Below are 23,714 nucleotides of genomic sequence, written 5' to 3'. Positions count from 1 at the left end.
TCATGCCGCGGTTTCAGGGGAATTGTCAGCTCGGCGGCCGGGGGCTGACCTCGTTGAGCAGGCTGATCACCTGGGCGGCCAGTTCGTCGATGTCGGCGTTGGTGGTGTCCAGCACGAGGTCGGGATTCTCCGGCGGCTCGTAGGGCGCGTCGACTCCGGTCAGGCCTTTGAGTTCACCGCTGCGGGCCCGCGCGTACAGCCCCTTGGGATCCCGCTTCTCGCACTCGGACAGCGACGTGGCGACGTGCACTTCCAGGAACGGCAGTTTGGCCGCTTCGCTGAGGGCGCGGGCGGTCTCGCGGTCCGACTTGAGCGGCGACACCAGCGAAGCCAGCGCCACTACGCCCGCGTCAGCCAGTAACCGCGTCAAATGTCCTACCCGCCTGATGTTCTCGGTGCGGTCGCCGGGGGAGAAGCCGAGGTCGTCGGACAGGCCGTGCCGCAGGTTGTCGCCGTCGAGCAGGTAGGCCACCCGGCCCGATTCGACGAGTGCGCGCTCGACGGCCACCGCGACGGTCGACTTGCCGGACGCGGGAAGTCCGGTGAACCAGATCGTCGCGCCCGGCTGGCCGGTGGCATTCCAGCGGTGCTTGCGATCCAGGGCAGAAGGGTGCCAACGGATGTCGGTGCGCTGGTGGGAGCCCGGCTTCACCTCCCGGGCCTCGACGATGGTGCCGGCGCCGACGGTGTCGTTGGTGGTCTCGTCGATCAGGATGAACGCGCCGCTGTCCCGGTTCTCGTCGTAAGGGTCGGCGATGACGACCGAGCTGGTGCGCAGCGTCACCGTGCCGATGTCGTTGAGCACCAACTCAACTGGACCGTCGAGCTCGTCCAGGGTCTCCGGGTCCAGCCGCGAGTGCAATTCCTGCACGGTCGCGCGCACGCTCTTGGTGGTCTGCTTGAGGGCCAGCCGGTCACCGGCCCGCAATGGCGAATCGACGAACCAGCACACGATCGCGTCCAGCTCACGGGCCAGCACCGGGGGCACCGCGTCCTCGGCACCGCTGATGAACACGTCGCCCCGGCCCACGTCGATGTCGTCGGCCAGCTCGATCGAAACTGCAAGTGGCGCAACGGCTGTCGTTCGATCCTCGTCGAGGGTGTCCAGCGCGGTCACCGTGGAGCGGGTGCCGGCGGGCAGCGAGATCACCGGATCACCGACGCTCAGTGTGCCCGCCGCGAGCCGGCCGGTGTAGCGGCGGCGCACCTCTGCCGTGGGCCGCGACACCCACTGCACGGGCAGCCGCAGCCATGACGCCTGGGCCTGCGGGGCCACCAGCTCCACGGCCTCCAGATACTCCAGCAGCGTGGGCCCGGTGTACCACGGCGTGCGATCGGAGCGGTGCACGACGTTGTCACCGAGCTTGGCGGCCAGCGGAATCACCGTCAGGTCGACCTCGCCGAGGCGCGCCGCGACATGACCCAGCTCTTCCTCGACTCTGGCGAAACCCTCCTGGTCGAAGTCGATCAGGTCGATCTTGTTGACCGTAGCCACGAAGTGCTTGATGCCCAACAGTTTTGCGATACGTGCATGTCTGCGGGTCTGGCGCAGCACCCCGGCGCGCGCGTCGACCAGCAGGATCGCCACGTGCGCGTTGGAAGCGCCGGTGAACATATTGCGGGTGTAGCGCTCGTGGCCGGGGGTGTCGGCCAGGATGTAGCTGCGGTTCTCGGTCGAGAAGAAGCGATAGGCGACGTCAATGGTGATGCCCTGCTCGCGCTCGGCCCGCAGACCGTCGGACAGTGCCGCAAGGTCGGCGATGCCCTCCTCGTCGGTGACCGCCTCCAAGTGGTCCAACGGCAGGCTGTCGGTGTCGTGCAGCAGTCTGCCGATCAACGTGCTCTTGCCGTCGTCCACCGAGCCCGCGGTGGCGATGCGCAGCAGTTGTCGCGTCTTGCCGGAGGTCGGTGCCAGCTGATCCTCGACGGTCATCAGAAGTACCCTTCTCGCTTGCGGTCTTCCATCGCGGCGGCCGACGTGCGGTCGTCGGCGCGGGTTTCGCCGCGCTCGGACACCGTCGCCGCCGAGATCTCGCTGATGACCCGGGTGATGTCGGTGGCCTCGGAGCGCACCGCCCCGGTGATGGTCAGGTCCCCGACGGTTCGGTAGCGCACCCACTCCACGGCAGCACTCTCGCCGTCGGCCGGGCTGGCGTACTCCGACACGGCCAGCAGAATGCCGTCGCGTTCGAACACCTCACGTTCGTGGGCGTAGTAAATCGACGGTATTTCAAGGTTTTCCAGCTCGATGTAGCGCCAGACGTCGATCTCGGTCCAGTTGCTCAGCGGGAAAACCCGGACCTGCTCGCCCTTCTTGATCCGGCCGTTGTACAGCGTCCACGGCTCGGGGCGTTGCGCGCGCGGATCCCACTGGCCGAACTCGTCGCGGAAACTCAGGATCCGTTCCTTGGCGCGGGCGCGTTCCTCATCGCGGCGGGCACCGCCGAAAGCCGCGTCGAAGCCGCCCTCTTCGAGCGCGTCGAGCAGCGTGCGGGTCTGGGCCCGGTTGCGCGAGGCGGTCGGCCCGGGGTCGGGCACGCGGCCCTTGTCGATGGACTCCTGCACCGACGCGACGATCAGCTTGTGTCCCTGTCCGGTCACCCGGCGGTCCCGGAATTCGAGCACCTCGGGGAAGTTGTGCCCGGTGTCCACGTGCATCACCGGGAACGGCAACGGTAGCGGGCGAAAAGCCTTCTCCGCCAGGCGAAGTAGCACGATCGAATCCTTGCCGGCGGAGAAGAGCAGCACCGGGCGCTCCAGCTCGGCGACGACTTCGCGGATGATGTGGACCGCCTCTGCTTCGAGCAGGCGGAGTTCGTCGACGTGGGTGGTGTCTATCGCTTGGGTCATCGGAGCCGCCCCTCCTCATCACTTCGTTCTGCGTCGTCGTCGGCTCGGGTCACGTTGGGAGTCCCTCTCTTTCGGCGTCCGCGCGATAGCGGTCCACCCACTCGTCGGAACGCTGATCGGCCTGGCGCTGCAGCACCGGCTCGGGGGCCAGTCGGCGGTCCAGGCCCAGCCGCTCGAGAATGTCGCCGACCACTTCAGTCAGGTTGCGCCACAACACCGGATAGGAGATCTCGATGGGTGTGACATTCTCCTCGGCGAACCAGTTCTTCCAGCCCTCCTCCTGTGCCTGCAGCATGCGCACTACGTGCGCGATAGCGCCGGCATGGTAGGTGGCACGTGCGTCGCGCACCGGGTCCGGCCTGCCGCGCCAGACCCGGGTCTGCACGGCTCGCCAGAACGACACCGCTTGGGACACGACGTCGGGACGGTGGATGTGGATGAGCAGCGGATCCTCACCGACCACGTCGCGAATACCGGCCAGCAGGCCGTCGCCCGATCGCTCCTTCAGGCCCGCCACCCGGTCCAGCAGCAGCGGCGTCTGATTCCACATCAGCTTGCCGCCCCAGACCCCGTTCGGTGTGCGACCGACGGTGCGGATGTAGTCCCGCCAGATCTCGGCCGGCGCGAGGTCGGGCTTGCCCTCGTCCAACGGGTCCAGCAACTTCAGGATCGACTCGTCCTCGACCCCGGCGAACCACTCACGGGGCTGCGGAGACTGGCTGGTGGTAGGCAGGTATTGGAAGAACTCCTGAGGCTCGCCGGCCACGCCGGTCGCACGCAGCGATTCGACCAGCAGCGTGCTGCCGCTGCGCTGGGATGCCAGCACCAGATACGACGACGGATGATCGGCCACCAACGCAGCCTAACCGCACGCAAATGCGGTGCAACACTTGCAGTTACCTTCAGCCTGATAATAACTATTGCGGGGGCGCGGGCTACGCCGGGGCGCTGACCAAGGTGCGCAGGGAACTGTAGTTGTCTTCTTCATGTTCATGCCGGTAGGTCGACCCGAAGATGAAGGCAGCGACCAGGAATGCCAGTGTCAACGCGCTGACCACGATGCCGGCGATCGCGAGGCCGCGGCCGCCTTCGCCGGTCCGTTTGATCTGACCCAGCCCGACCACGCCGAAGATCAACCCGAGAATGTTTCCGAGGCCGCAGGTGAAGAACCCCGCGATCGCGGCGACGAATGACGCGATGGCCAGCGCGTTCGTCCTGGGCGGCGCGTAGGGCGGCGGGGGATAACCGTATGCGCCGTAGCTGCCCGGCACCGGCGGAGGATATTGCGGTGGCGGATAGTTCGGCGGTTGTTCCGTCACAGGGCCTCCACACGGTTCGCGACCAGCGTGCACTGGCGCAGCGCCACAAACTCTACTCCGCGTGCCGATTTCGGAATACTGTTCCCGCCGCGGACTCGGCGGGCCGCTCGATGGCCCGCAGGCTCAGCGAAAAGACCAGTCGCACATCGGGATCGGCCAGTGAGGTGGACATCAGCCGTTCGATTCGGCGGACCCGGTAGCGGACCGTGTTGGGATGCACCTGCAGCCAGCTCGCCGCGGCGGCGATGTCGCCGAAGCAGTCCAGGTAGGCGCTCAGCGTCTCCGCCAGCATCGGATCCCGCGTCTTGAGCTCGCGTACCCGCGGGTCGACCAGCCGCTCGTCGGCCCCGATCAGGGTGACGACCTCGTCGAGCAGCACCGTGGTCCGCGCCTCGGCCAGCGACGTCACCTGGCCGAATGAGACCGGATGGCGCTCGGCGCTGTCCAGCACCCGGTCCACTTCGGCGCGGGCCGCGGCGACGGCGGCCAGGCCGTGGACCGGCGCGGCGATGGCCGCCCGCAACTCGACGTTCAACTCCGTGCGTAGCGCACCGATCGTGCCGCGCACCCAGGAGGCGACCGGCCGGGTCTTGGAGATCTGCGGAAGCAACACGTAGCTGCGTGTACCGTTCGATGCCACCTGGGCGTCGTGCCGAAAAGCGCTGGCGCTCAACGCAACAACGTCGGTTATGCGGGCCTGGCGGTCCGTGTCGCCGATGGTGTCCCAACCGATCACCGCGCCTGTTCCGTCGATCGACAAGCCGAGATCGCGCGCGCACTCGGATACGTCGCCCGGGTCGCCCTGGCCCAGTCCGAGGAGTTGCTGCACCTGCCGGACATGCGGGGACGGCCGGGCCGCCAGCCGGGCCATGATCCGGGCGGCCAGCACCGCGGCGCCGCGCAACATCTCCTCGGCATCGTCGGCCAGTGGCTGCGAACCCTGCTGTACCCAGATGGTGCCGGCGAAAGTCGGCGGGCGCGATCGATGGATGCCGATGGCCAGTCGCGGACGTAGTCCCAGCTCGGGACGCTCGTCGACGCGTATCACTTCGCCGCCGGCCCGCAATGCGTCGAAGATGCCCCATTGGCCGATCCACTGCAGGTGTTCGGGTGGCCCGGCGCGGCCCAGGATCGAGAGCCGCCGCAATTCGTCGGCCTCGTCACTGGAGGCCGAATAGGCCAGTACATGTGACTGGGCGTCTTCAATGCTGACCATCCCGTGGATGCGGTCGGCCAGGGACTGGGCCAACCCGAACAGATCGGTGCCGGAGTCCTCCTGGGAGTCGGCACGGTCCCGGTGGTGCTCCAGGACATGGTTGACCAGCTGATATACCCGCTCCCACCGAGCCTGGGGCTCCACCGCCACCACCGCCGCACCGGCCCGTGCAGCCTTGGCCACCAACGCATCGGAGGGCTGCTTGACGAAGACCGCCACCGGAACGCCGACCTGGTTGCCGATCCAGCGCACCGCGTCTTCGTCGGTCACCCCGACGAAGAAGAACACGTCGGCCGAACCGGCGGCCCGTGCCAGGCCCAGCCGCACATCATCGGAGTCGATCAACGCGGCCGAGGAGACGGGGAGATCCAGGCCGCGGGGCGCCTGCACCAGGCTGACCATCGTCGCGTCCAGCGCGAGGAGCAGCTGCCCGAGCCCAATGCCCGTCATTTGTCGGATTCTACTACCGCGCCCGATAGATGTTGTCCGATCAGCCAACCGATCGTCGACTCCGCGCGGGGATCCTGACGGAATGGACGCGATCACCCAGGTACCCCAGCCGGCCAACGAGCCGGTTCACGACTACCCGCCGAACTCGCCGGAACGCACTCGGTTGCGCGCCGCACTGACGGCCCTGGCCGACCACCCCATCGACCTGCCGCACGTGATCGCGGGGAAGCACCGGATGGGCGACGGTGAGCGGATCGAGGTGGTACAGCCGCATCGGCATGCCGCCACGTTGGGGACACTGACCAACGCCGGACACGCCGACGCGGTTGCCGCGATCGAGGCGGCCAGTGCCGCCAGGGCCGCATGGGCGGAAACGCCGTTCGACGAACGCGCCGCGGTGTTCCTGCGGGCGGCCGACCTGCTGGCCGGGCCGTGGCGGGAGAAGATCGCCGCTGCCACCATGCTGGGTCAGTCCAAGTCGGTGTATCAGGCCGAGATCGATGCGCCGTGTGAGCAGATCGACTTCTGGCGGTTCAATGTCGCGTTCGCCCGTCAGATCCTGGCTCAGCAGCCGATCAGCGGGCCGGGGGAGTGGAACCGCAGCGACTACCGTCCGCTGGACGGCTTCGTGTATGCGATCACCCCGTTCAACTTCACATCGATCGCCGCCAATCTGCCGACGGCTCCGGCGCTGATGGGCAACACCGTGGTGTGGAAGCCGTCGATCACCCAAACGCTGTCGGCCTACCTGACCCTGCAATTGCTCGAGGCGGCCGGCTTGCCGCCCGGCGTGATTAACTTGCTGACCGGGGACGGCCTGGCGGTATCGGATGTGGCGCTGCGCGATCCGCGGTTGGCCGGCATCCACTTCACCGGATCGACGGCGACGTTCCAGCACTTGTGGCAGCAGGTCGGCGCGAATATCGGCCAATACCAAAGTTATCCGCGTCTGGTGGGGGAGACGGGCGGTAAGGATTTCGTGCTCGCACACGCCTCGGCGCGGCCGGATGTGTTGACTACAGCGCTCATTCGCGGCGCGTTCGACTACCAGGGCCAGAAGTGCTCGGCGGCGTCGCGGGCGTTCATCGCCCATTCGGTCTGGCAACGAATGGGTGACGACTTTCTGGGAACGGTCGCCGGGCTCAGTTACGGCGACGTCACCGACCTGTCCAACTTCGGGGGCGCCCTGATCGACCGGCGCGCGTTCACCAAGAACGTCGACGCCATCGAGCGGGCCAAGGGCGCCGCGGGTGTCACGATCGCCGTGGGCGGCGAATATGACGACAGCGAAGGCTATTTCGTGCGACCTACCGTGCTGCTGTCCGACGACCCGAGTGACGAGGCGTTCGCCACCGAGTACTTCGGGCCGTTGCTGGCGGTGCATGTGTACCCCGACGACCAGTACGACCGGATACTCGATGTGATCGACACCGGTTCGCGCTATGCGTTGACCGGCGCGGTGATAGCCGACGACCGGCAAGCCGTGCTGACCGCACAGCGCCGGTTGCGATACGCCGCGGGCAACTTCTACGTCAACGACAAGCCGACCGGTGCCGTCGTGGGACGCCAGCCGTTCGGCGGTTCACGTGGCTCCGGCACCAACGACAAGGCGGGCTCGCCGATGAACCTGATGCGCTGGACGTCGGCGCGCACGATCAAGGAGACCTTCGTCCCGGCGACCGACCACACCTATCCGCACATGGCGGCAGGCTGATGGCCGGAGTATTCGCGCACACGCTGCGCCCGGCGATGTTGGCGGCGAGCCGGGCCGACGGGTTGCGGCGTGCCGTGGAACGCTCCGCCTTGACGCGACGGGTGGTGCGCCGGTTCGTGCCCGGGGACACGTTGGGCGGTGTACTGGAAGTGGTTGCCGCGCTGCGTGATTCCGGCCGCTTCATCAGCATTGATTGCCTGGGCGAAAACGTCGTCGACGCCGACGACGCCGCGGCCACCGTGCAGGCTTACCTCGATCTGCTCGACGCGCTGGGACGCCGCGACGACTGCGCGTTCGACGGGGTACGCCCACTGGAGGTGTCGCTCAAACTGTCGGCGCTGGGGCAGTCGCTGGACCGCGACGGCCAGAAGATCGCGCTGGACAATGCCCGCACCATCTGCGAGCGGGCCGAGGCGGTCGGCGCGTGGGTCACCGTGGACGCCGAGGATCACACCACCACCGATTCGACGCTGTCGATCTCGGGTGACCTGCGGGTCGACTTTCCCTGGCTGGGGACGGTGTTGCAGGCCTATCTACGACGCACACATGGTGACTGCGCTGAGTTGGCGTCGGTGGGAGCACGGATCCGGTTGTGCAAGGGCGCGTATGACGAACCGGCTTCGGTGGCCTATCGGGCTGCCGCCGATGTCACCGACTCCTATCTGCGATGTCTGCGGGTGCTTATGGCCGGCCGCGGGTATCCGATGGTGGCCTCACATGACCCGGCGATCATCGATGCGGTAGCCGGTTTGGCTCGCGAATCAGGCCGTGACGGCGACGATTTCGAATACCAGATGCTGTACGGGATCCGGGATGACGAACAGCGGCGGTTGGTTTCCGCCGGCAACCAGGTGCGGGTCTATGTGCCGTTCGGCACCCAGTGGTACGGCTACTTCATGCGGCGGTTGGCCGAGCGGCCGGCGAACCTGGGCTTCTTCCTACGGGCGCTGTCGGCGCGTTGAGGACGCCATTGTCGAGTGTGCGGCTACCGCACGCGCGATCTGACTCAAGTGGTCGCACTCTGAAAGCAGTGTGCGCACACTCGGCCGAGCACTTTCAGCGGGCTCGCAGCGACCCGCGCACCGGCCGGTCACCGGCGAAGCCGCGCACCGCGAACGCGCTGACGAATTCAGCGACCACGCCGGGATCGTCCATGTCACGTATCGGCGACGCGGTGCTGAACAGCGAGAACAGAATTCGCGCGAACCATTCACCGGCCGACTCGACGTCGAGATCCTTGCGCACTTCCCCGGTGAGCTTGGCGGCCGAGAAGTACGGCGCGAAGAAGTCGATGCATTCGCGCAGTAGCACGGCCGCGTCCTTGGTCAGCAGCAGGCTGATCGCGTCTTCGTCGAAGTACTCCTCGGAGGCGATGGCGCGCCGGGCCTGGGTGACGAACACCGCTGCGTTGGAGAGCTTTTCCTCCAACGATCCGCCGCGGGCCATCGCCCGCGACATCTCCCGGTAGAACTGCTCCGAGGCGTGCTCGGCGCAGGCTTCCAGGATGGCGCCCTTGTCCCGGAAATACTCGTAGATCGTGCTGCGGGAGATATTGGCCTCCCTGGCGATGTCCACGATCGTCGTCTTGAGCAACCCTTGCTTGCGGAAACAGGCGTATGCGGCGTCGAGAATGACCTCCCGGGTATCGGTCCCCGGAGCCGAAGTGCTCGCCTGGGTCATGACCGCACCTAGTCGGCGCCGGCGAGGATCAGGCCGCTGGTGGGCACCCCGGTACCTGAGGTGACGAGCACGTGTTCGACATTCTGCACCTGGTTGTAGGAGGTGCCGCGGATCTGCCGAACGCCTTCGGTGATGCCGTTCATGCCGTGGATGTACGCCTCGCCGAGCAGTCCGCCGTTGGTGTTGATCGGGAATTCCCCACCCAGTGAGAGCCTTTCGATGGTGGCGAAATCCTTGGCCTCGCCGCGGCCGCAGAAGCCGAGTTCTTCCAGTTGGGTGAACACGAACGGGGTGAAATGGTCGTAGATGAAGGCGGTTTGGATGTCGGCCGGTTTGAGACCCGAATCGCGCCATAGCCGCTCGGCGACGACGCCCATCTCGGGGAGTCCGGTGATGTCGTTCCGGTAGTAACTCGTCATCATCTCGCCGTTGGCGGCGGCGCCCTGCGCCGCAGCGGTGATGACGGCCGGTGGCTGGCGCAGGTCCTTTGCGCGTTCGGCACTGGTGATCACCATCGCGACGCCGCCGTCGCTCTCCTGGCAGCAGTCCAGCAGGCGCAGCACCGGTTCGATGATCCAGCGCGAATTCTGGTGGTCCTCAAGGGTGATCGGGCGTTCATAGAACCACGCGTCGGGGTTGCGGGCGGCGTGCGCCCGGTCGACTACAGCGATGCGGCCGAAGTCCTCGTTGGTGACCCCGTAGGTAGACATGTACCGCTGTGCGTGCATCGCCACCCACGCCGCCGGGGTGAGCAATCCGAACGGCGCGTAATGCGCCATGAACAACGGAGTCCCGAGGTCGGTGCGTCCGCTGCCGCCGAAGCGGAAACCCGAGCGCTCGTTGAAGGCACGCCAGCACACCACCACGTCGGCGACGCCGGTGGCGACGGCCATCGCGGCATGGACGACGGTGCCCGCCGCCGCGCCGCCGCCGTGGTGGACGCGGCTGAAGAAGCTGAGGTCGCCGATGCCGACGTTGCGGGCGATGTCGATCTCGTCGCTCGAGTCCATGGTGAAGGTGACCATGCCGTCGACATCGCTGGGTGCCAGCCCGGCGTCGTCGAGCGCGGCGCTGACCGCTTCGCACGCCAATTGCATTTCGCTGCGCCCGGATTCCTTGGAGAACTCGGTCTGGCCGATTCCTACGATGGCGGCCGCGCCCGGCAAAGTACTGCTCATCAGGCGGCCCCGTCGAGCAGGCTGACCACCGCGGTTCCGGAGACGTGGTTGCCCAGGCTGTTGGCGGCCTGGAACGTCACTTCGACGAAGTTCTCGCCATCCGCCCCTTCGGTTTTCCCGGTCACCGTCCCGGTGAAGCGCAGCGCGTCATCCGGAAAGCACGGCACGCCAAGGCGAATCGACAACTTCTTGACCATCGCCTCGGGTCCGGCCCAGTCGGTGAGGAACCGCACGCAGTAGCCGTTGCTGGTCAGGATGTTCATGAACAGGTTCGGCGACCCCTGCTTATTGGCGTAGTCGCGGTCGTGATGCACGGGCATGAAGTCCCGGGAGGCGATCGCGCCGGCGACGATCATCGTTGTGGTGATGGGGATTTCCATCGGGGTGACTTCGTCGCCCTCGGAAATGTCCTGCCATCTCAGAGTGCTGGTGCGGCTGTCGGTGGTGGTCATGCGGGTCCTTCCGAATACGTCGCGCCATACGTCGCGCCCAGGTGGGCAAGCTGCTGGGACGCCGGGCCGAGGGTGAGCTCGTTGTGTTTGGCCCACAGGAAATAGCGGTGCAGGGGATACGTGGTGTCGATCCCGATGCCGCCGTGCACATGCTGGGCGGTGGCGGCCACCCGGGCGCCTGCTTCGGCCGCCCAGAATTTGGCGATCCGGGCCGCACGGTCGGCCGGACGCCCGTTGGCGAGGAGCCACGCCGCATGCCAGGTGGTCCACCGGATCGCCTCGACATCGATGAAGGCGTCGGCCATCCGTTGCTGCACGGCCTGAAAACTGCCGATCGGCCGGCCGAACTGCTCACGTTCGCTGGTATAGCCGGCGGCGATGTGCAGGGCCCGGTCGACGACGCCGAGCTGAATGGCGCACAGGGCGACCAGGGCGCGGGTGTAGAGCGACCCGATGTCACCATCGAGCCGGTCCTGCCCGGAAACCGCTGCGCCGGCCAGGAATACGTCGGCGTGTGGCTCGCGGCTGGTGGTCGGCACCGGACGTATGTCGACACCGTCGGCCTCGGCCGCCAGTAGGAAGATCGCTGCCTCGCCGTCCTCTGTCGTGGCCGGAATCAGCAGGATGTCGGCCAGTTGTGCGGCGGGCACCAGTTCCTTCGCGCCGTCCAGGCGCCAATTCGTGCCATCGCGCCGCGCGGTGGTGGCGGGAGACCGCGGATCGGAGCGGCCTGGTTCGGCCAGCCCCGCGGTGAGGATAAGGTCTCCGGTCACCACGCCGGGGAGGTACCTGTGCTGCTGCTCCGGATTGCCAAGCCGCGCAATGGGATCAGCACCGAGCGCCAGGGTCGCATAGGCCGGCACCGCCGCCACGCCCCACCCGACCTCGGCCAGCAGCACCCCGAGTTCCACGAAGCCGCCGCCGTTGCCGCCCACAGATTCCGGCAGCGCGGTGCCGAGCAGGTCGACGGCGGCCAGCTCCTTCCAAAGCGCCTCGTCGTAGCGGACGCCGGTTTCCAGTTCGGCCAACCGGTCCGGGGTGGCGCGACGCTCGAACAACTCGCGGGCGAGCTTGGCGATCGTTTCCTGTTCTTCGGTGAAGGTGAAGTCCATGGCTAGCCGCTCGGCCGGAACTGGTGCAGCACCAGGTCTTCGCCCGCCGCGTCGAAACTCTGGAAGTAGACCTCGACGGGCATGCCGACGGTGACGTCGGCGGGATCGATGTCGGTCAGGTTGGACACCACCCGGATGCCCTCCTCGAGTTCCACCAGCGCGACCACGTAGGGGTACTCGAAGAACGGGAATTTGGGCTCGTGCGGCATCACATAGCTGTAGACGATGCCGCGGCCGGACGACTCGACCGCCTCCCATTCCAGCGAGCGGCAGTGCGGACACATCGGCCGCGGCGGGTGGCGCAGGGTGCCGCAGCCTTTGCAGCGCTGGATCAGCAACTTGTTGTCCCGCAACCCGTTCCAGAAGAACTCGGTGTCCGCGCTGATCGTCGGCGGCAGACGGGTGGCCATCAGTTGGCCGGCTTGAATCGGAGGACCCGGAAGCGCTGCCGTCCCAGCACTTCACCGTGCTGGTCGGTGTAGGTGGTCAGCCAGGTGAGGAAGAAGCCGGTGCCCAGCGCCGTCGTCTTCTCGTCGGAGACCGACTCGTACACCGCCGTAGAACTGATCACGTCGCCCAACCGCGGATAACGTTCGATCTCGAATTCGGAGTTGGTGGCCACCGTGCTGGTGTAACCGGCCTCGTCCAGGAAAGCCGTTGGATTGGACTTGATCTCCATCGGGGCGCCGCCACGATCCCCGATCCCCTCCAGCTTCGGGGAAGGCATGATCCAGGTCTGCAGCATGACCGGCGGCGACACGATGCCACCGAACCGCGACGTCGCCGCGAAATCCGGGTCGAGGTAGACCGGATTGAAGTCAGCGAGCGCATACGCCCAGTGCCGGATCATCGGCTGATTGACCGGATCGGGCGCCAGCTGAGGCTTACCGGTGCCGCCAGTGGGCTGGCCGACCAGGGCCCGCACCTTGGCTTGTAGCTCAGCGTCTGTCACTGAGTTCCTCCTGACTTCTCGGTTGCTCGAAGATCACGCGGGGCCCGCGGCATACCCAGGCCGGCCATGGCGATGATGTCACGCTGAATTTCATTGGCGCCGCCACCGAACGTGTTGATGACCGCCTGCCGGTACGCGGATTCCAGCGCACCCCGCAGCGGTGCCTGGGCGCCGCGACGAATGCCGTTGCCGTCCAACACTTCCAGCAGTTGCCGCGCGACCTGCTGGGTGAGCTCGGTGCCGAACACTTTGGCCGCCGATGCCTCCCCCATATTCAGCACACCCTTGGTCATGGCCGCGTTCACCCGCAGGTTGACCAGTTTGTAGGCGGCGACCTGGGCTTCGACCCGGGCCAATGCCTGTTGCACCCAGGGCTGGTCGATCACCCTGGCTCCGTCGAGTTCGGTGTCGGTGGCCCACCGCAGGGTCTTTTCGAACAGCGGCTCCAGCGCGCCGAGGTTGCCCAGCGCGGCGCGTTCGAAGTTGAGCTGGGTGGTGATCAGCTGCCACCCTTGGTTCTCTTCGCCGACGAGGGCGCTGACCGGGACCCGGACGTTGTCGTAGAACGTGTAGAAGGTGGAGATGCCGGGCATGGTGTGCAAGGGTTGCCAGGAGAATCCCGGCGACGAAGTGGGCACGATGAGGATCGAAATGCCTTTATGCTTCTTGACATTCGGGTCGGTGCGGACCGCGAGCCAGATGTAGTCGGCATAGGCGGCGCCGCTGGTGAACATCTTCTGGCCGTTGATCACGTACTCGTCACCGTCGCGGACGGCGGTGGTGCGGATCGACGCGAGATCGCTGCCGGCTCCCGGTTCGGAATAGCCGATGGCGAACTCGACGCTGCCGTCCAGGATGGCCGGCAGGAACCGTTGTTTCTGTTCCTCGGTACCTTGCTGCATCAGCGTCGGGCCCACCGTGTTGAGCGTCACCAGCGGGATCGGCGCGCCCACCCGGCGGGCCTCTTCGGAGAAGATGAATTGCTCGATCGCCGAAAAGCCGCGTCCGCCATATTCTTTGGGCCACCCGACCCCGAGCAGATCGGCCTGCGCCAGCGCGCGGACGGTGTCGCGCACCGCGGGACCGCCCTCGATGTTGTCGCCGATGGCCGCCAGGCGTTCGGGCGTCATCACCCGTTCCAGAGTGGCGCGCATCTCCGCGCGCAACTGCTCCTGTTCGGGGGTGTACTCGAGGTGCACCGGCTCAAACCCCCAGCCGAACGGGCATCCGCTTGACCCCGGGCACCATGGTGGCCTTCATCCGGTCGACGTCGCCGACCAGTTCGAGCCGGGGAAACCGGGTCAGCAACTCCTGGAAGAACACCGTCGCTTCCAGCCGCGCCAATTGCGCTCCGATGCAGGAGTGTTCGCCGCACCCGAACGCGATGTGCGGGTTGGGGTGACGCGTCACCTTGAAGTCCTCGGAGTCGGCGCCGAAGACGTCTTCGTCGCGGTTGGCCGACCCGTAGAGCATGGTGACCACCTCGCCCTCGCGGATCGCCTGGCCGCGAATCTCGGTATCGGCGGTCGCCACCCGCGACATGCTGACCACCGGGCTGGTCCAGCGCAGCATCTCCTCCACCGCGCCGGGAATCAGCGTCGGATCCTCGATCAGCAATCGGCATTGGTCGGGGTGCCCGATCAACGCGAGGGTGCCCAGGGCGATCAGGTTGCGGGTGGTTTCGTTTCCGGCGACGAGGAGCAGGAACGAGAAATTCAGCAGGTCTTCGTCGGTGAGTCGGTGTTCGTCGATCTCGGCTTCGGCCAGTACCGACAGCAGGTCATCGCGCGGTTCGACCCGGCGTACGGCGATGAGCTTCTGAAAGTATTCGAACAGCTGACCGATGGCCACGAAGGCGTCAAGTTCGATCTCGGGATCAGCCGTGCCGGTGGCGGCATCCGACCAGGCGCGGAATTGCTCCCAGTCCTCTGCCGGGGCGCCGATCAGCTCGGCGATCATCCGGGTGGGCAGCGGGGCCGCGAGCTCTTCGGCGAACTCGTGCACGGAGCCGGGTTCCACCTGATCCAGGATGCCGCGCACAATTTCGCGGATCTTCGGTTCGAGTACCGCGACGCGCCGCCGGGTGAATCCCGAGTTGATCAGCTTGCGCATCTGCCGGTGTCGCGGCGGGTCCGTGAAGATGAGGTTGCCCTCCTGCACCGGATTCGGCACGTTCGGATCCGGTATCGAGATGCCCTTGGTCGAGGTGAACAACGCCGGGTTGCTCGAGACGTAACGGATGTCCTCATACTTCAGCAGGGCCCAGAACTTGGTGACGTCGTTCCAGTGCACGGGCGAGGTCGCGCGCAGCTCCCGGTACGCCGGATAAGGGTCACCGGCATAGAAATCGGGGGAGTGCAGCGGAGCATCGGTGAGCACGGCGAGCCTCCTGCCATCCGACACATTGCTATGAAGTGTCCTGTGGATCGTGTCTACTCTGGGACGCGTACCGATGTCAACACACCGTCAACGCATTGAAATACCGCGTAATTCATCGCCCGGATGATTGACCGCGAGTCGTGGCGGGTGTACACCAGGTTGATAGATGACCGACATTTGGGGTGAGGAAGCAGATGGCCGAACTACCGCCCACCGGACTGATCGACACCTATCAGCTCTACATCGACGGCCGTTGGGTGGAACCCGAAGACGGCCGCTACGACGACATCTCGCCGTCCACGGAACAGGTCATCGCCACCGCGCCGGACGCGAGCGTCGGGCAGGTCAGTGACGCGGTCGACGCCGCGCGCCGGGCATTCGACGACGGCCCGTGGGCCACCATGAACGCGGAGCAGCGCGGGAACTGCCTCAGCCAGCTCGGCGACGCGCTGCTGAAATATGCCGACGACTTCTTCGCGCTGTCCCAGGTGGAATGGGGCTGCACCGCCAACGAACGCATGATGCAGATCGACGGTGCCGCGTTCATGTCCATGCACGCCGCCCAGCTCGCCACCCAATTGGCCGATGAGACGGTCACCGGGATCGGCGCCGGAAAGACGGTCCTGCGCCGCGTGCCACTCGGCGTCGTATCGGTCCTGACGCCATGGAACTTCCCGCACCTGCTCAACGTCATGAAGCTCAACCACGCGCTGACCGCGGGCAACACCGTCGTCCTCAAGCCGTCACCACTCACACCGCTGGCCGGCCTGGCCCTCGCGCGAATCATCGACGAACACACCGACTTTCCACCCGGAGTGATCAATGTCGTCACCCCCTCGGGAATCGAGGCGGCCCAACTTCTCACCACCGATCCGCGGATAGACATGGTCAGCTTCACCGGCAGCACCGTCGTGGGCCGCCAGGTCATGTCCGCAGCCGGGGACTCGATGAAGCGGCTGCTACTGGAACTCGGTGGCAAGTCCGCGTGCATCGTTCTCGACGACGCCGAGATCACCGACGACATGCTGCAGCAGATGCTGTTCGACTGTTGCTCAATGCATTCCGGGCAGGCCTGCATCCTGCAGAGCAGGCTGTTGGTGCCCGATTCGCTGCACGACGACGTCGTCGAACGGCTGGTCGCGTTGGCCCGGGCCGTGCAGGTCGGGGACCCCACCGACCTCGACGTGCAGATGGGCCCATTGATCAGCGACGCACAGCGGGGCCGAGTGGAGGCACACGTCGCAGCGGCCCTGCGGGATGGCGCCACGCTGGCCACCGGCGGCGGCCGGCCGGCCGGACTGGACACCGGCTTCTACTTCGAGCCGACCATCCTCACCGGCGTCCAGCCGGACTCCGTGATCGCCCAGGAAGAAGTGTTCGGCCCCGTCCTGAGCGTGCTGCGCTACCGCGACGACGACGACGCGGTCGCCATCGCCAACAACTCGAGTTACGGCCTGTCCGGGTCGGTGTGGGGTGGTGACGTGGATCGCGCGGTCGGTGTCGCCCGCCGCATCCGGACCGGGCAGGTCGCGGTCAACGGGTGCGGGCCCGGTGCCGCGCCGTTCGGCGGCTTCAAGCTCAGTGGTCTGGGCCGGGAGGGCGGCGGCCTCGGCGGGGTGTATCAGTACATGGAGCAGATGGCGATCGGGGTTCCCGCGTGAGTGGACCCCTCACGGGGCTCCACGTCGTCGAGATCGCCACCGGAATCTCCGGGCCTTACGCCGCAAAGCTTTTCGTCGACCTCGGTGCCGAGGTCATCAAAATCGAACCGCCAGAGGGTGATCCGCTGCGTCGCTGGGGACCGTTCCCGGGCGGCGCGGCGGGCGAACAAGGCGGCCTGTTCGAGTACCTCAACGCCGGCAAACGCGGCGCGACACTGGATCTGACAGCACCGGACGGACAGGAGGCCGCCCGCGAGCTGCTCGCCGGCGCGCATGTGCTGATCGAGAACCTGGCGCCCGGCATGCTGCGGGCATCCGGACTGACGGCGTCAAACCTGCTGCAGGTCAGCATTTCTCCGTTCGGGCAGACCGGGCCGTGGCGGGACCGGGCGGCCACCCCGCTGACCATGCAGGCGGTGTCCGGCTGGATCAGTGCGCGCGACCCGCAGCGCCCGCCGGTACAGGCCGGCGCCCGGATATCGGAGTACGTCGCGGGCGCCTACGCCGCGCTGGGCGCGTTGACGGCCTTACGGCTCGACGACTCGGGCCGCGTGGTCGACGTGTCCGAGTTCGAGTCGCTGTTGTCGACGCTGCCGTACCCGATGCTGATGTCCGAGCGGATGCGCAGTCTGGGGCTACCGCCGAATGTCCGGTCCGCACCGATGCTGGGCGTGGTGCGGGCTGCCGACGGGTGGGTGGGAATCAACTGCCTGACCGGGCAGCACTGGCTCGATGTGTGCGCGATGCTCGGGTTGCCCGAGTACGGCGAGCACCAGATCGCGATCATGCTCGGCGGTCCCGAACGCGCCGAGTTTTTCGCCGCGGCCGAGCCGCTGCTGGTGGAGCGCACCGTCGCCGACACCGTCGAGCTGTGTCAGGCGATGCGTATCCCGGCCGCACCGGTCAACGACGGCGCCACCGTGCTGGACTGCCCGCAGTACGCCAAGCGCGGCTTCTTCATCGAGAGTGGCGGTTTCCGGCGTCCCGGCGCGCCGTTCCGGATGTCGAAAACCCCTGCCGCACAACCACGGCCGGCGCCGCGGCCCGGAGACCGGGACCGGTGGTCCGGCCGTGCCGAATCCTGGTCACCGGCAACGGGTTCGATGCCGTTTGCCGGACTGCGGGTGCTGGATCTGAGCACCTTCTGGGCCGGCGCCTACCTGACCTGCTACCTGGGTGCCTTCGGCGCCGACATCGTCAAGGTCGAGTCGATCCAGCGCCCCGACGGGCACCGGTACTCGGGCGCCTATCCCTTCGAAGGCGAGGACTGGTACGAGCGCAGCGCCCTGTGGCAGGCGACCAACCTCAACAAGAAAGACCTCACCCTGGACCTCACCTCTGAGCGCGGACGCGACATCGCGCGCCGGTTGGCCGCGGACGCCGACGTCGTCGTGGAGAACTTCTCCCCGCGCGTGGTGGAACAGTTCGGTCTGGACTACGAGTCGCTGCTCGCGATCAAGCCGGACGTGATCGCGGTGCGGATGCCCGGCTTCGGGCTGGAAGGGCCCTGGCGCGACTACGTCGGGTGGGCGCTCAACATCGAACAGACCTCCGGGATGACCGCTGCCACGGGCTATCCCGACGGTCCGCCGTGCAACCTGCAGGGGCCGGCCGATCCCGTCGTCGGTGTGCACGCCGCGGTAGCGCTGCTGGCCGCTCTCGAGCACCGCCGGCGCACCGGCGAGGGCCAGCTGATCGAGATCGCCCAGATCGAGGTCGCCGCCTGCGTCACCGCCGAACCCGTCATCGAGTATTCGATGAACGGCATCGTCCGGCCTCGTTCGGGTAACCGGATGAGCGGCTACCTGCAGGGCGTGTACCCGACGGTCGACGAGGACGTGTGGGTCGCGCTGTCGCTGCCCGATGAGGGCACGCTCGACCACGACACGTTCGACGAGCTCGTCGCCGGCTGGACCCGCACCCAGAGCGCCACTGCCGTCGTCGAAGGGCTTCGGGTGCAAGGCATCCCGGCCGAGCAGCTGGCCACCGGCGACCGGATGTACGACTTCGCCCAACTCGACGCCCGGCGGTTCTACGAAGAGTTCACCCACCCGGTCACCGGGCCGCGGCGATATCCCGGCTGGCCGTTCCGCATCACTCCCGGCCCGGCGCGGCACCACCGCAGCGGGGCGCCGACGTTGGGCCGGCACAACGACGAGATCCTGCGCAGCCTGGGCCTGTCCGACGACGACCTGGCCGCCCTGCGGGAGCGACGGGTGATCGGCGAGCGGGTGCTCGGCGGCTGAGGTGCCTGTCGCCCAGCGTGAAGCCAGCTTCACAGTGGTCGCCGAGCGTGAAGCCAGTTTCACGGTCGGCGATCGACCGTCGCGAAGCCGATCTACCGTGACTGGGTGACGTGGAAGAGGTGCGAGGGCCGAGCCGTCGCGGACAGTGCGCTCGGCGAGGACGCGCGGGATGCCCAGCTGGAGGACTACATCCGCATGCAGAACCCGCAGCTGACGGACATCCGGCTGGCGGCGGCCACCCCGCTGGACGAGTCGGATTCCAGCCTGCAGCCACCGCGGCGGTGGTACCGCGTCATTTACCTGGCCAACGACTGACCGCCTCTGAGCTGCGCAAATTCACGATCCGATGCGGGAGTGTATCGGATATCACGTTCCGAAACGTCGCGAAAGGCGTGCATCGCGGCCCGTCCGCATGACAAGCTGCACGGCATGGTTGTCGCGATCGCCCGTCCCAAGATCGAAGGAAGCATCGCCGTCGGAGAGGACCGGCAGATCGGCTTCGCCGAATTCGGCGCGCCGCAGGGGCGCGCGGTTTTCTGGCTGCACGGCACACCCGGCGCACGCCGGCAGATCCCGACCGAGGCCCGCGTCTACGCCGACCACCACAACGTCCGTCTGATCGGCGTCGACCGGCCCGGTATCGGCTCGTCGACCCCGTATCAGTACGAGGCCGTCTCCGCCTTCGCCGATGACCTGCGCGCCATCGCCGACACCCTGGGCATCGACAAGATGGCCGTCGTCGGACTGTCCGGCGGGGGCCCGTATGCCCTCGCGTGCGCCGCCGGACTGGCTGACCGGGTGGTGGCGGCGGGTGTGCTCGGCGGTGTGGCGCCGACCCAGGGGCCCGATGCGATCAGCGGCGGCCTGATGAACCTCGGGTTGCGGGTCGCGCCGCTGCTGAAGCTGGGCGGTAATCCGCTGCGGCTCGGGGCGAGCCTGATGATCCGGGCCGCCCGCCCGATCGCGTCCCCGGCGCTCGACGTCTACGCGCTGCTCTCGCCCGAAGCTGACCGTCATCTGCTCACCCGGCCGGAATTCAAGGCGATGTTCCTCGACGACCTGCTCAACGGCAGTCGCAAGCAGCTCGCGGCGCCGTTCAACGACGTGATCGTCTTCGCCCGCGACTGGGGCTTCCGGCTCGACGAGGTGACGGTGCCGGTCCGCTGGTGGCACGGCGACCACGACCACATCATCCCGTTCTTCCACGGCGAGCATGTCGTGTCGCGGCTGCCCAACGCCGAGCTGTTTCACCTTCCCGGCGAGAGTCACCTCGCCGGCCTCGGCCGCGGCGAGGAGATCCTGGCCACCCTGATGAAGGTTTGGGACGAGGAGGCTTGATCATGCTGGCCGAACCCGCCGACCCGGGCGTGGACCGTCCCGCGTGGTCAGGTCACGCCACCGCCGTGGCTCCCGGAGTGGGACTGTGGCTCACCGACGTCCCGCGCGCCGTGATCGAGTACGGCCAGTTGGTCGCCGCCCTGCCGCTGCGGCGCAAACTACCGGCGGGCGACGGTCATCCGGTGCTGGTGTTGCCGGGTCTGCTTGCCGGCGACGGCACCACCTGGACGCTGCGCCGCCTGCTGACCCGGCTCGGGTATCAGGCGCACGGGTGGGGGCTCGGCGTGAACGTCGGGCCGACGACCAAGGTGATTGCCGGTATGTCCGCGCTGCTCGACGATCTGCACGAGCGGTATGACACTCCGGTCAGCGTGATCGGCTGGAGCCTGGGCGGCATCTTCGCGCGCCGGCTGGCCCGACGCAGTCCGTCGGCGGTACGGCAGGTGATCACGCTCGGCAGTCCGTACCGCATGCAGCACGAGGGTCAATCCCGGGCCGCGCGCCACTTCAACCTGTTCGCGCGCCTGCACGCGGAGCGGCATGAGTTGCCGCTGTCGATGGAGAACGAGCCCCTGCAGGTGCCCGCGACTTCCATCTACTCGCGCTACGACGGCATGGTCGCGTGGCAGACGTGTGTCGATGCCACCTCCGACCGTGCGGAGAACATCGAGGTGCTCAGCAGCCACATCGGGTACGGGCACCACCCGGCGACCGTCTGGGCGATCGCCGACCGGCTGGCGCAACCCGCCGGCAGTTGGGCCCCGTTCCGCCCGCCGGCGGCACTGCGTCCGTTGTTCCCCACGCCGCACGGGTAGCCTCCCAGACGTGTTGCTGAGCTCGCTGAATCCCTCGGCCGTCACCGCCACCGACATCCCCGACGCGGTCCGCATCGACGGGTTCACCTTGAGCCGCAGCGACCTGGTCGGTGCCGCGACTTCGGTGGCCGAACGGGTGGCCGGCGCCAGCAGGGTGGCGGTGCTGGCCACGCCGACCGCATCGACCGTGCTGGCGATCACCGGGTGCCTGATCGCCGGCGTGCCCGTCGTCCCGGTGCCCGCCGACGTCGGCGTGGCCGAACGCCGCCACATGCTCACCGACTCCGGAGCCCAGGCGTGGCTCGGACCCACACCCGAGGATCCAGAAGGCCTGCCGCACATTCCGGTTCGCCTGCACGCGCGATCCTGGCACCGGTACGCCGAACCGTCACCGGATTCGGTGGCGATGGTGGTGTACACGTCGGGCACCACCGGATTGCCCAAGGGCGTGATGGTCAGCCGGCGGGCCATCGCCGCAGACCTCGACGCGCTGGCCGACGCCTGGGAGTGGACGCCGGACGACGTGTTGGTGCACGGGCTGCCGCTCTATCACATCCACGGTCTGGTGCTCGGCATGCTCGGGTCGTTGCGGGTGGGAAATCGCTTCGTGCACACCGGAAAACCCACACCGGCGGGCTACGCCGGCGCGCGCGGGACGCTGTACTTCGGGGTTCCGACGGTGTGGTCGCGGGTGGTGGCCGATACCGCGGCCGCCGAAGCGCTGCGGCCTGCCCGCTTGCTGGTATCCGGCAGCGCGGCGCTGCCGGTCCCGGTCTTCGAGCGACTCGAGCAGTTGACCGGGCACCGGCCCATCGAACGGTACGGCGCCTCGGAATCGCTTATCACCCTGTCGACGCGCGCCGACGGGGAACGGCGTCCGGGCTGGGTGGGTCTGCCGCTGGCGGGAGTGCAGACCCGGCTGATCGACGATCACGGCGAGCCCGTTCCCCACGACGCGGACACCGTCGGCAAGCTGCTGGTGCGGGGACCGACGTTGTTCAACGGCTACCTGAACCGGCCCGAGGCCACCGCCGAGGCCTTCGACCCGGACGGCTGGTACCGCACCGGCGACGTCGCGGTCGTCGACGAGGGTGGCATGCACCGTATCGTCGGGCGCGAATCCGTCGACCTGATCAAGTCCGGCGGCTACCGAATCGGAGCCGGGGAAATCGAGACCGTGCTGCTCGGGCATCCCGGGGTCGACGAAGTCGCGGTGGTCGGACCGCCGGATGAGGACCTGGGACAGCGGATCGTCGCGTACGTGGTCGGCTCCGCCGCGGCTGACGAGCTGATCGACTATGTCGCACAACAGCTTTCGGTGCACAAGCGGCCACGCGAGGTGCGCTTTGTCGAGTCGTTGCCCCGTAACGCGCTGGGCAAGGTGCTCAAGAAGCAGTTGCTGGCCGAAGGCTGAGTTTCAGGGTCGACGCACGCAGCCTTGGCCAGCAGTTCGCGCGACTCAGTGACTCGCGACTCAGTGACTAGGGGACCATCGCCCAGAACGGGTGGGTGACCGACCAGACCGGGTGGGTCAGATCGTCGGTGTAGTGGTAGATCGGGTGGGTCGGCGGCGGCGTCGGGCGCATCGGTGCGACCGGTGAATGGATTGGACCCATGTTGGGCTGGCCGGGGGCGGCGGCGGCCACCGCGGGACCTGCCAGGCCGGCGGCCAAAGACAGTCCGGCGGCACACAGCACCCCGGCCGACAAGGTACGGATCTTCGACATTTCGTGCTCCCTTCTCTCTAATACTAGTCAACCATGGTTGACAATCGCCACGATAGAACCCGTTCCGGTAGCTTGTCAATGATGGTTGACGAGCAGGGGCTTCCTTCCGCGCCAAGGTCTCCGCAGACCGAACTCGGGCAGAACATGCGCATGGCCTGGTGGAGCTACGTCACCCGGCTCGACGCCGACATGCAAGCCGCGGGTTTCCCGGAACGGCGTTTCGCGATGAACTACGTGTTCGCCCTCTTCGCCCAGCCCGGACCGATGACGATCTCGGAGATGGGGCGACAATTCGACGTCTCGCGGCAGGCGGCCAGCAAGCTCGTCGGCGAACTGCGCCGCGACGGCTATGTAAAGACCGAGGTGTCGCCCACCGATCAACGCGAGAAGGTGGTGGTGCTGACGCCGAAGGCGATCGAGTACGTCACCGCGCGCCGGCGCGCGGCGGCCGAACTCGACCGCGCGATCGCCGAACGCGTCGGCGCGGACGGTCTGGCCGAGTTACAGCGGCTACTGCACGCGGTCGGTGACGTGTCGACGGCCGGGATCGACTACGACCCCACCAACGTGTACAAAGCGCCCAGACTGTGGGGGTAGCGCGCGCCGTGCCGGAAGACCCAGCATG

At 67.4% G+C, this 23,714-nt stretch carries 23 protein-coding genes; 9 read left to right on the top strand and 14 right to left on the bottom strand.

The features are described from left to right. Window positions 1–25: 25 nt before the first annotated feature. The 5 genes from cysC to C0J29_RS23350 all read right to left on the bottom strand — a co-directional run bounded on the left by cysC (window position 26) and on the right by C0J29_RS23350 (window position 5,835). Window positions 26–1,933 (bottom strand): adenylyl-sulfate kinase, encoded by a 1,908-nt coding sequence (cysC, locus tag C0J29_RS23370; protein WP_120793690.1) that lies wholly within the window; start codon window positions 1,931–1,933, stop codon window positions 26–28. After that, entirely contained in the window at window positions 1,933–2,850 is a 918-nt protein-coding gene (cysD, locus tag C0J29_RS23365) for a sulfate adenylyltransferase subunit CysD (protein WP_065162818.1), read from the bottom strand. Before cysD ends, cysC begins: the two co-directional genes overlap by 1 nt. A gap of 49 nt (window positions 2,851–2,899) precedes the next feature. After that, entirely contained in the window at window positions 2,900–3,703 is an 804-nt protein-coding gene (stf0, locus tag C0J29_RS23360) for a trehalose 2-sulfotransferase (protein WP_120794925.1), read from the bottom strand. A gap of 82 nt (window positions 3,704–3,785) precedes the next feature. Beyond that, window positions 3,786–4,169: a DUF4190 domain-containing protein gene (locus C0J29_RS23355; protein WP_065162817.1), complete on the bottom strand. Its 384-nt coding sequence runs from the start codon at window positions 4,167–4,169 to the stop codon at window positions 3,786–3,788. Between the two features lie 52 nt (window positions 4,170–4,221). Continuing rightward, window positions 4,222–5,835 carry a PucR family transcriptional regulator gene (locus tag C0J29_RS23350; RefSeq protein ID WP_120793689.1) on the bottom strand — a complete coding sequence of 538 codons (1,614 nt, stop codon included), beginning with the start codon at window positions 5,833–5,835 and terminating at the stop codon, window positions 4,222–4,224. Between the two features lie 82 nt (window positions 5,836–5,917). On the opposite strand from C0J29_RS23350, the gene pruA reads away from it, so the two are divergent. Together pruA and C0J29_RS23340 are read left to right on the top strand one after the other, a co-directional pair. Beyond that, entirely contained in the window at window positions 5,918–7,549 is a 1,632-nt protein-coding gene (gene pruA / locus C0J29_RS23345; RefSeq protein WP_120793688.1) for an L-glutamate gamma-semialdehyde dehydrogenase, read from the top strand. Next, on the top strand, window positions 7,549–8,511 hold the full coding sequence (locus tag C0J29_RS23340; RefSeq protein WP_120793687.1) for a proline dehydrogenase family protein: 963 nt from the start codon (window positions 7,549–7,551) through the stop codon (window positions 8,509–8,511). The genes pruA and C0J29_RS23340 overlap by 1 nt, the downstream gene beginning before the upstream one ends. A gap of 94 nt (window positions 8,512–8,605) precedes the next feature. Here the strand turns inward: C0J29_RS23340 and C0J29_RS23335 are convergent, their stop codons facing one another. The 8 genes from C0J29_RS23335 to C0J29_RS23300 are packed head-to-tail and all read right to left on the bottom strand — an operon-like array spanning window position 8,606 to window position 15,302. Then, on the bottom strand, window positions 8,606–9,229 hold the full coding sequence (locus tag C0J29_RS23335; RefSeq protein ID WP_065050090.1) for a TetR/AcrR family transcriptional regulator: 624 nt from the start codon (window positions 9,227–9,229) through the stop codon (window positions 8,606–8,608). Window positions 9,230–9,237: 8 nt separating this feature from the next. After that, window positions 9,238–10,407, bottom strand: a complete 1,170-nt coding sequence (locus C0J29_RS23330) for a lipid-transfer protein (RefSeq protein ID WP_120793686.1) — start codon at window positions 10,405–10,407, stop codon at window positions 9,238–9,240. Beyond that, window positions 10,407–10,859: a MaoC family dehydratase gene (locus C0J29_RS23325; protein ID WP_120793685.1), complete on the bottom strand. Its 453-nt coding sequence runs from the start codon at window positions 10,857–10,859 to the stop codon at window positions 10,407–10,409. The genes C0J29_RS23330 and C0J29_RS23325 overlap by 1 nt, the downstream gene beginning before the upstream one ends. Next, window positions 10,856–11,971, bottom strand: coding sequence for an acyl-CoA dehydrogenase family protein (locus C0J29_RS23320; protein WP_120793684.1), 1,116 nt, complete (start codon window positions 11,969–11,971; stop codon window positions 10,856–10,858). Before C0J29_RS23320 ends, C0J29_RS23325 begins: the two co-directional genes overlap by 4 nt. A 2-nt stretch (window positions 11,972–11,973) precedes the next feature. After that, a complete protein-coding gene (locus C0J29_RS23315; RefSeq protein WP_120793683.1) occupies window positions 11,974–12,381 on the bottom strand; it encodes a Zn-ribbon domain-containing OB-fold protein in 408 nt (135 codons plus the stop codon). Beyond that, window positions 12,381–12,923, bottom strand: coding sequence for an FAS1-like dehydratase domain-containing protein (locus tag C0J29_RS23310; RefSeq protein WP_065050100.1), 543 nt, complete (start codon window positions 12,921–12,923; stop codon window positions 12,381–12,383). Before C0J29_RS23310 ends, C0J29_RS23315 begins: the two co-directional genes overlap by 1 nt. Next, window positions 12,920–14,122, bottom strand: coding sequence for an acyl-CoA dehydrogenase family protein (locus tag C0J29_RS23305; protein ID WP_120793682.1), 1,203 nt, complete (start codon window positions 14,120–14,122; stop codon window positions 12,920–12,922). Before C0J29_RS23305 ends, C0J29_RS23310 begins: the two co-directional genes overlap by 4 nt. Before the next feature lie 4 nt (window positions 14,123–14,126). After that, window positions 14,127–15,302 (bottom strand): cytochrome P450, encoded by a 1,176-nt coding sequence (locus tag C0J29_RS23300; protein ID WP_120793681.1) that lies wholly within the window; start codon window positions 15,300–15,302, stop codon window positions 14,127–14,129. Window positions 15,303–15,496: 194 nt separating this feature from the next. Here C0J29_RS23300 and C0J29_RS23295 point away from each other — a divergent pair, with 194 nt between their 5' ends. From C0J29_RS23295 to C0J29_RS23270, 6 genes are all read left to right on the top strand, one after another. Next, window positions 15,497–16,963 carry an aldehyde dehydrogenase family protein gene (locus tag C0J29_RS23295; protein WP_120793680.1) on the top strand — a complete coding sequence of 489 codons (1,467 nt, stop codon included), beginning with the start codon at window positions 15,497–15,499 and terminating at the stop codon, window positions 16,961–16,963. After that, window positions 16,960–19,209, top strand: coding sequence for a CaiB/BaiF CoA transferase family protein (locus C0J29_RS23290; protein ID WP_120793679.1), 2,250 nt, complete (start codon window positions 16,960–16,962; stop codon window positions 19,207–19,209). Before C0J29_RS23295 ends, C0J29_RS23290 begins: the two co-directional genes overlap by 4 nt. Window positions 19,210–19,314: 105 nt before the next feature. Further along, window positions 19,315–19,524, top strand: a complete 210-nt coding sequence (locus C0J29_RS23285; RefSeq protein WP_065050108.1) for a hypothetical protein — start codon at window positions 19,315–19,317, stop codon at window positions 19,522–19,524. Between the two features lie 114 nt (window positions 19,525–19,638). Beyond that, window positions 19,639–20,547 carry an alpha/beta fold hydrolase gene (locus C0J29_RS23280; RefSeq protein ID WP_065162826.1) on the top strand — a complete coding sequence of 303 codons (909 nt, stop codon included), beginning with the start codon at window positions 19,639–19,641 and terminating at the stop codon, window positions 20,545–20,547. Window positions 20,548–20,549: 2 nt separating this feature from the next. Then, window positions 20,550–21,362: an esterase/lipase family protein gene (locus C0J29_RS23275; RefSeq protein WP_242460526.1), complete on the top strand. Its 813-nt coding sequence runs from the start codon at window positions 20,550–20,552 to the stop codon at window positions 21,360–21,362. Window positions 21,363–21,372: 10 nt separating this feature from the next. Then, complete coding sequence (locus tag C0J29_RS23270) at window positions 21,373–22,776, top strand: acyl-CoA synthetase (RefSeq protein ID WP_120793678.1); 1,404 nt, start codon at window positions 21,373–21,375, stop codon at window positions 22,774–22,776. Between the two features lie 67 nt (window positions 22,777–22,843). Here C0J29_RS23270 and C0J29_RS23265 read toward each other — a convergent pair whose 3' ends face one another. Next, a complete protein-coding gene (locus tag C0J29_RS23265) occupies window positions 22,844–23,089 on the bottom strand; it encodes a hypothetical protein (protein WP_065044210.1) in 246 nt (81 codons plus the stop codon). 81 nt (window positions 23,090–23,170) lie between these two features. Here C0J29_RS23265 and C0J29_RS23260 point away from each other — a divergent pair, with 81 nt between their 5' ends. Continuing rightward, window positions 23,171–23,686, top strand: coding sequence for a MarR family winged helix-turn-helix transcriptional regulator (locus tag C0J29_RS23260; RefSeq protein WP_120794923.1), 516 nt, complete (start codon window positions 23,171–23,173; stop codon window positions 23,684–23,686). Window positions 23,687–23,714 lie beyond the last annotated feature (28 nt).

The organism is Mycobacterium paragordonae (genome assembly GCF_003614435.1).
In the GTDB taxonomy this organism is placed as follows: domain Bacteria; phylum Actinomycetota; class Actinomycetes; order Mycobacteriales; family Mycobacteriaceae; genus Mycobacterium; species Mycobacterium paragordonae.
This window is presented reverse-complemented; position numbering and strand designations above follow the sequence as displayed.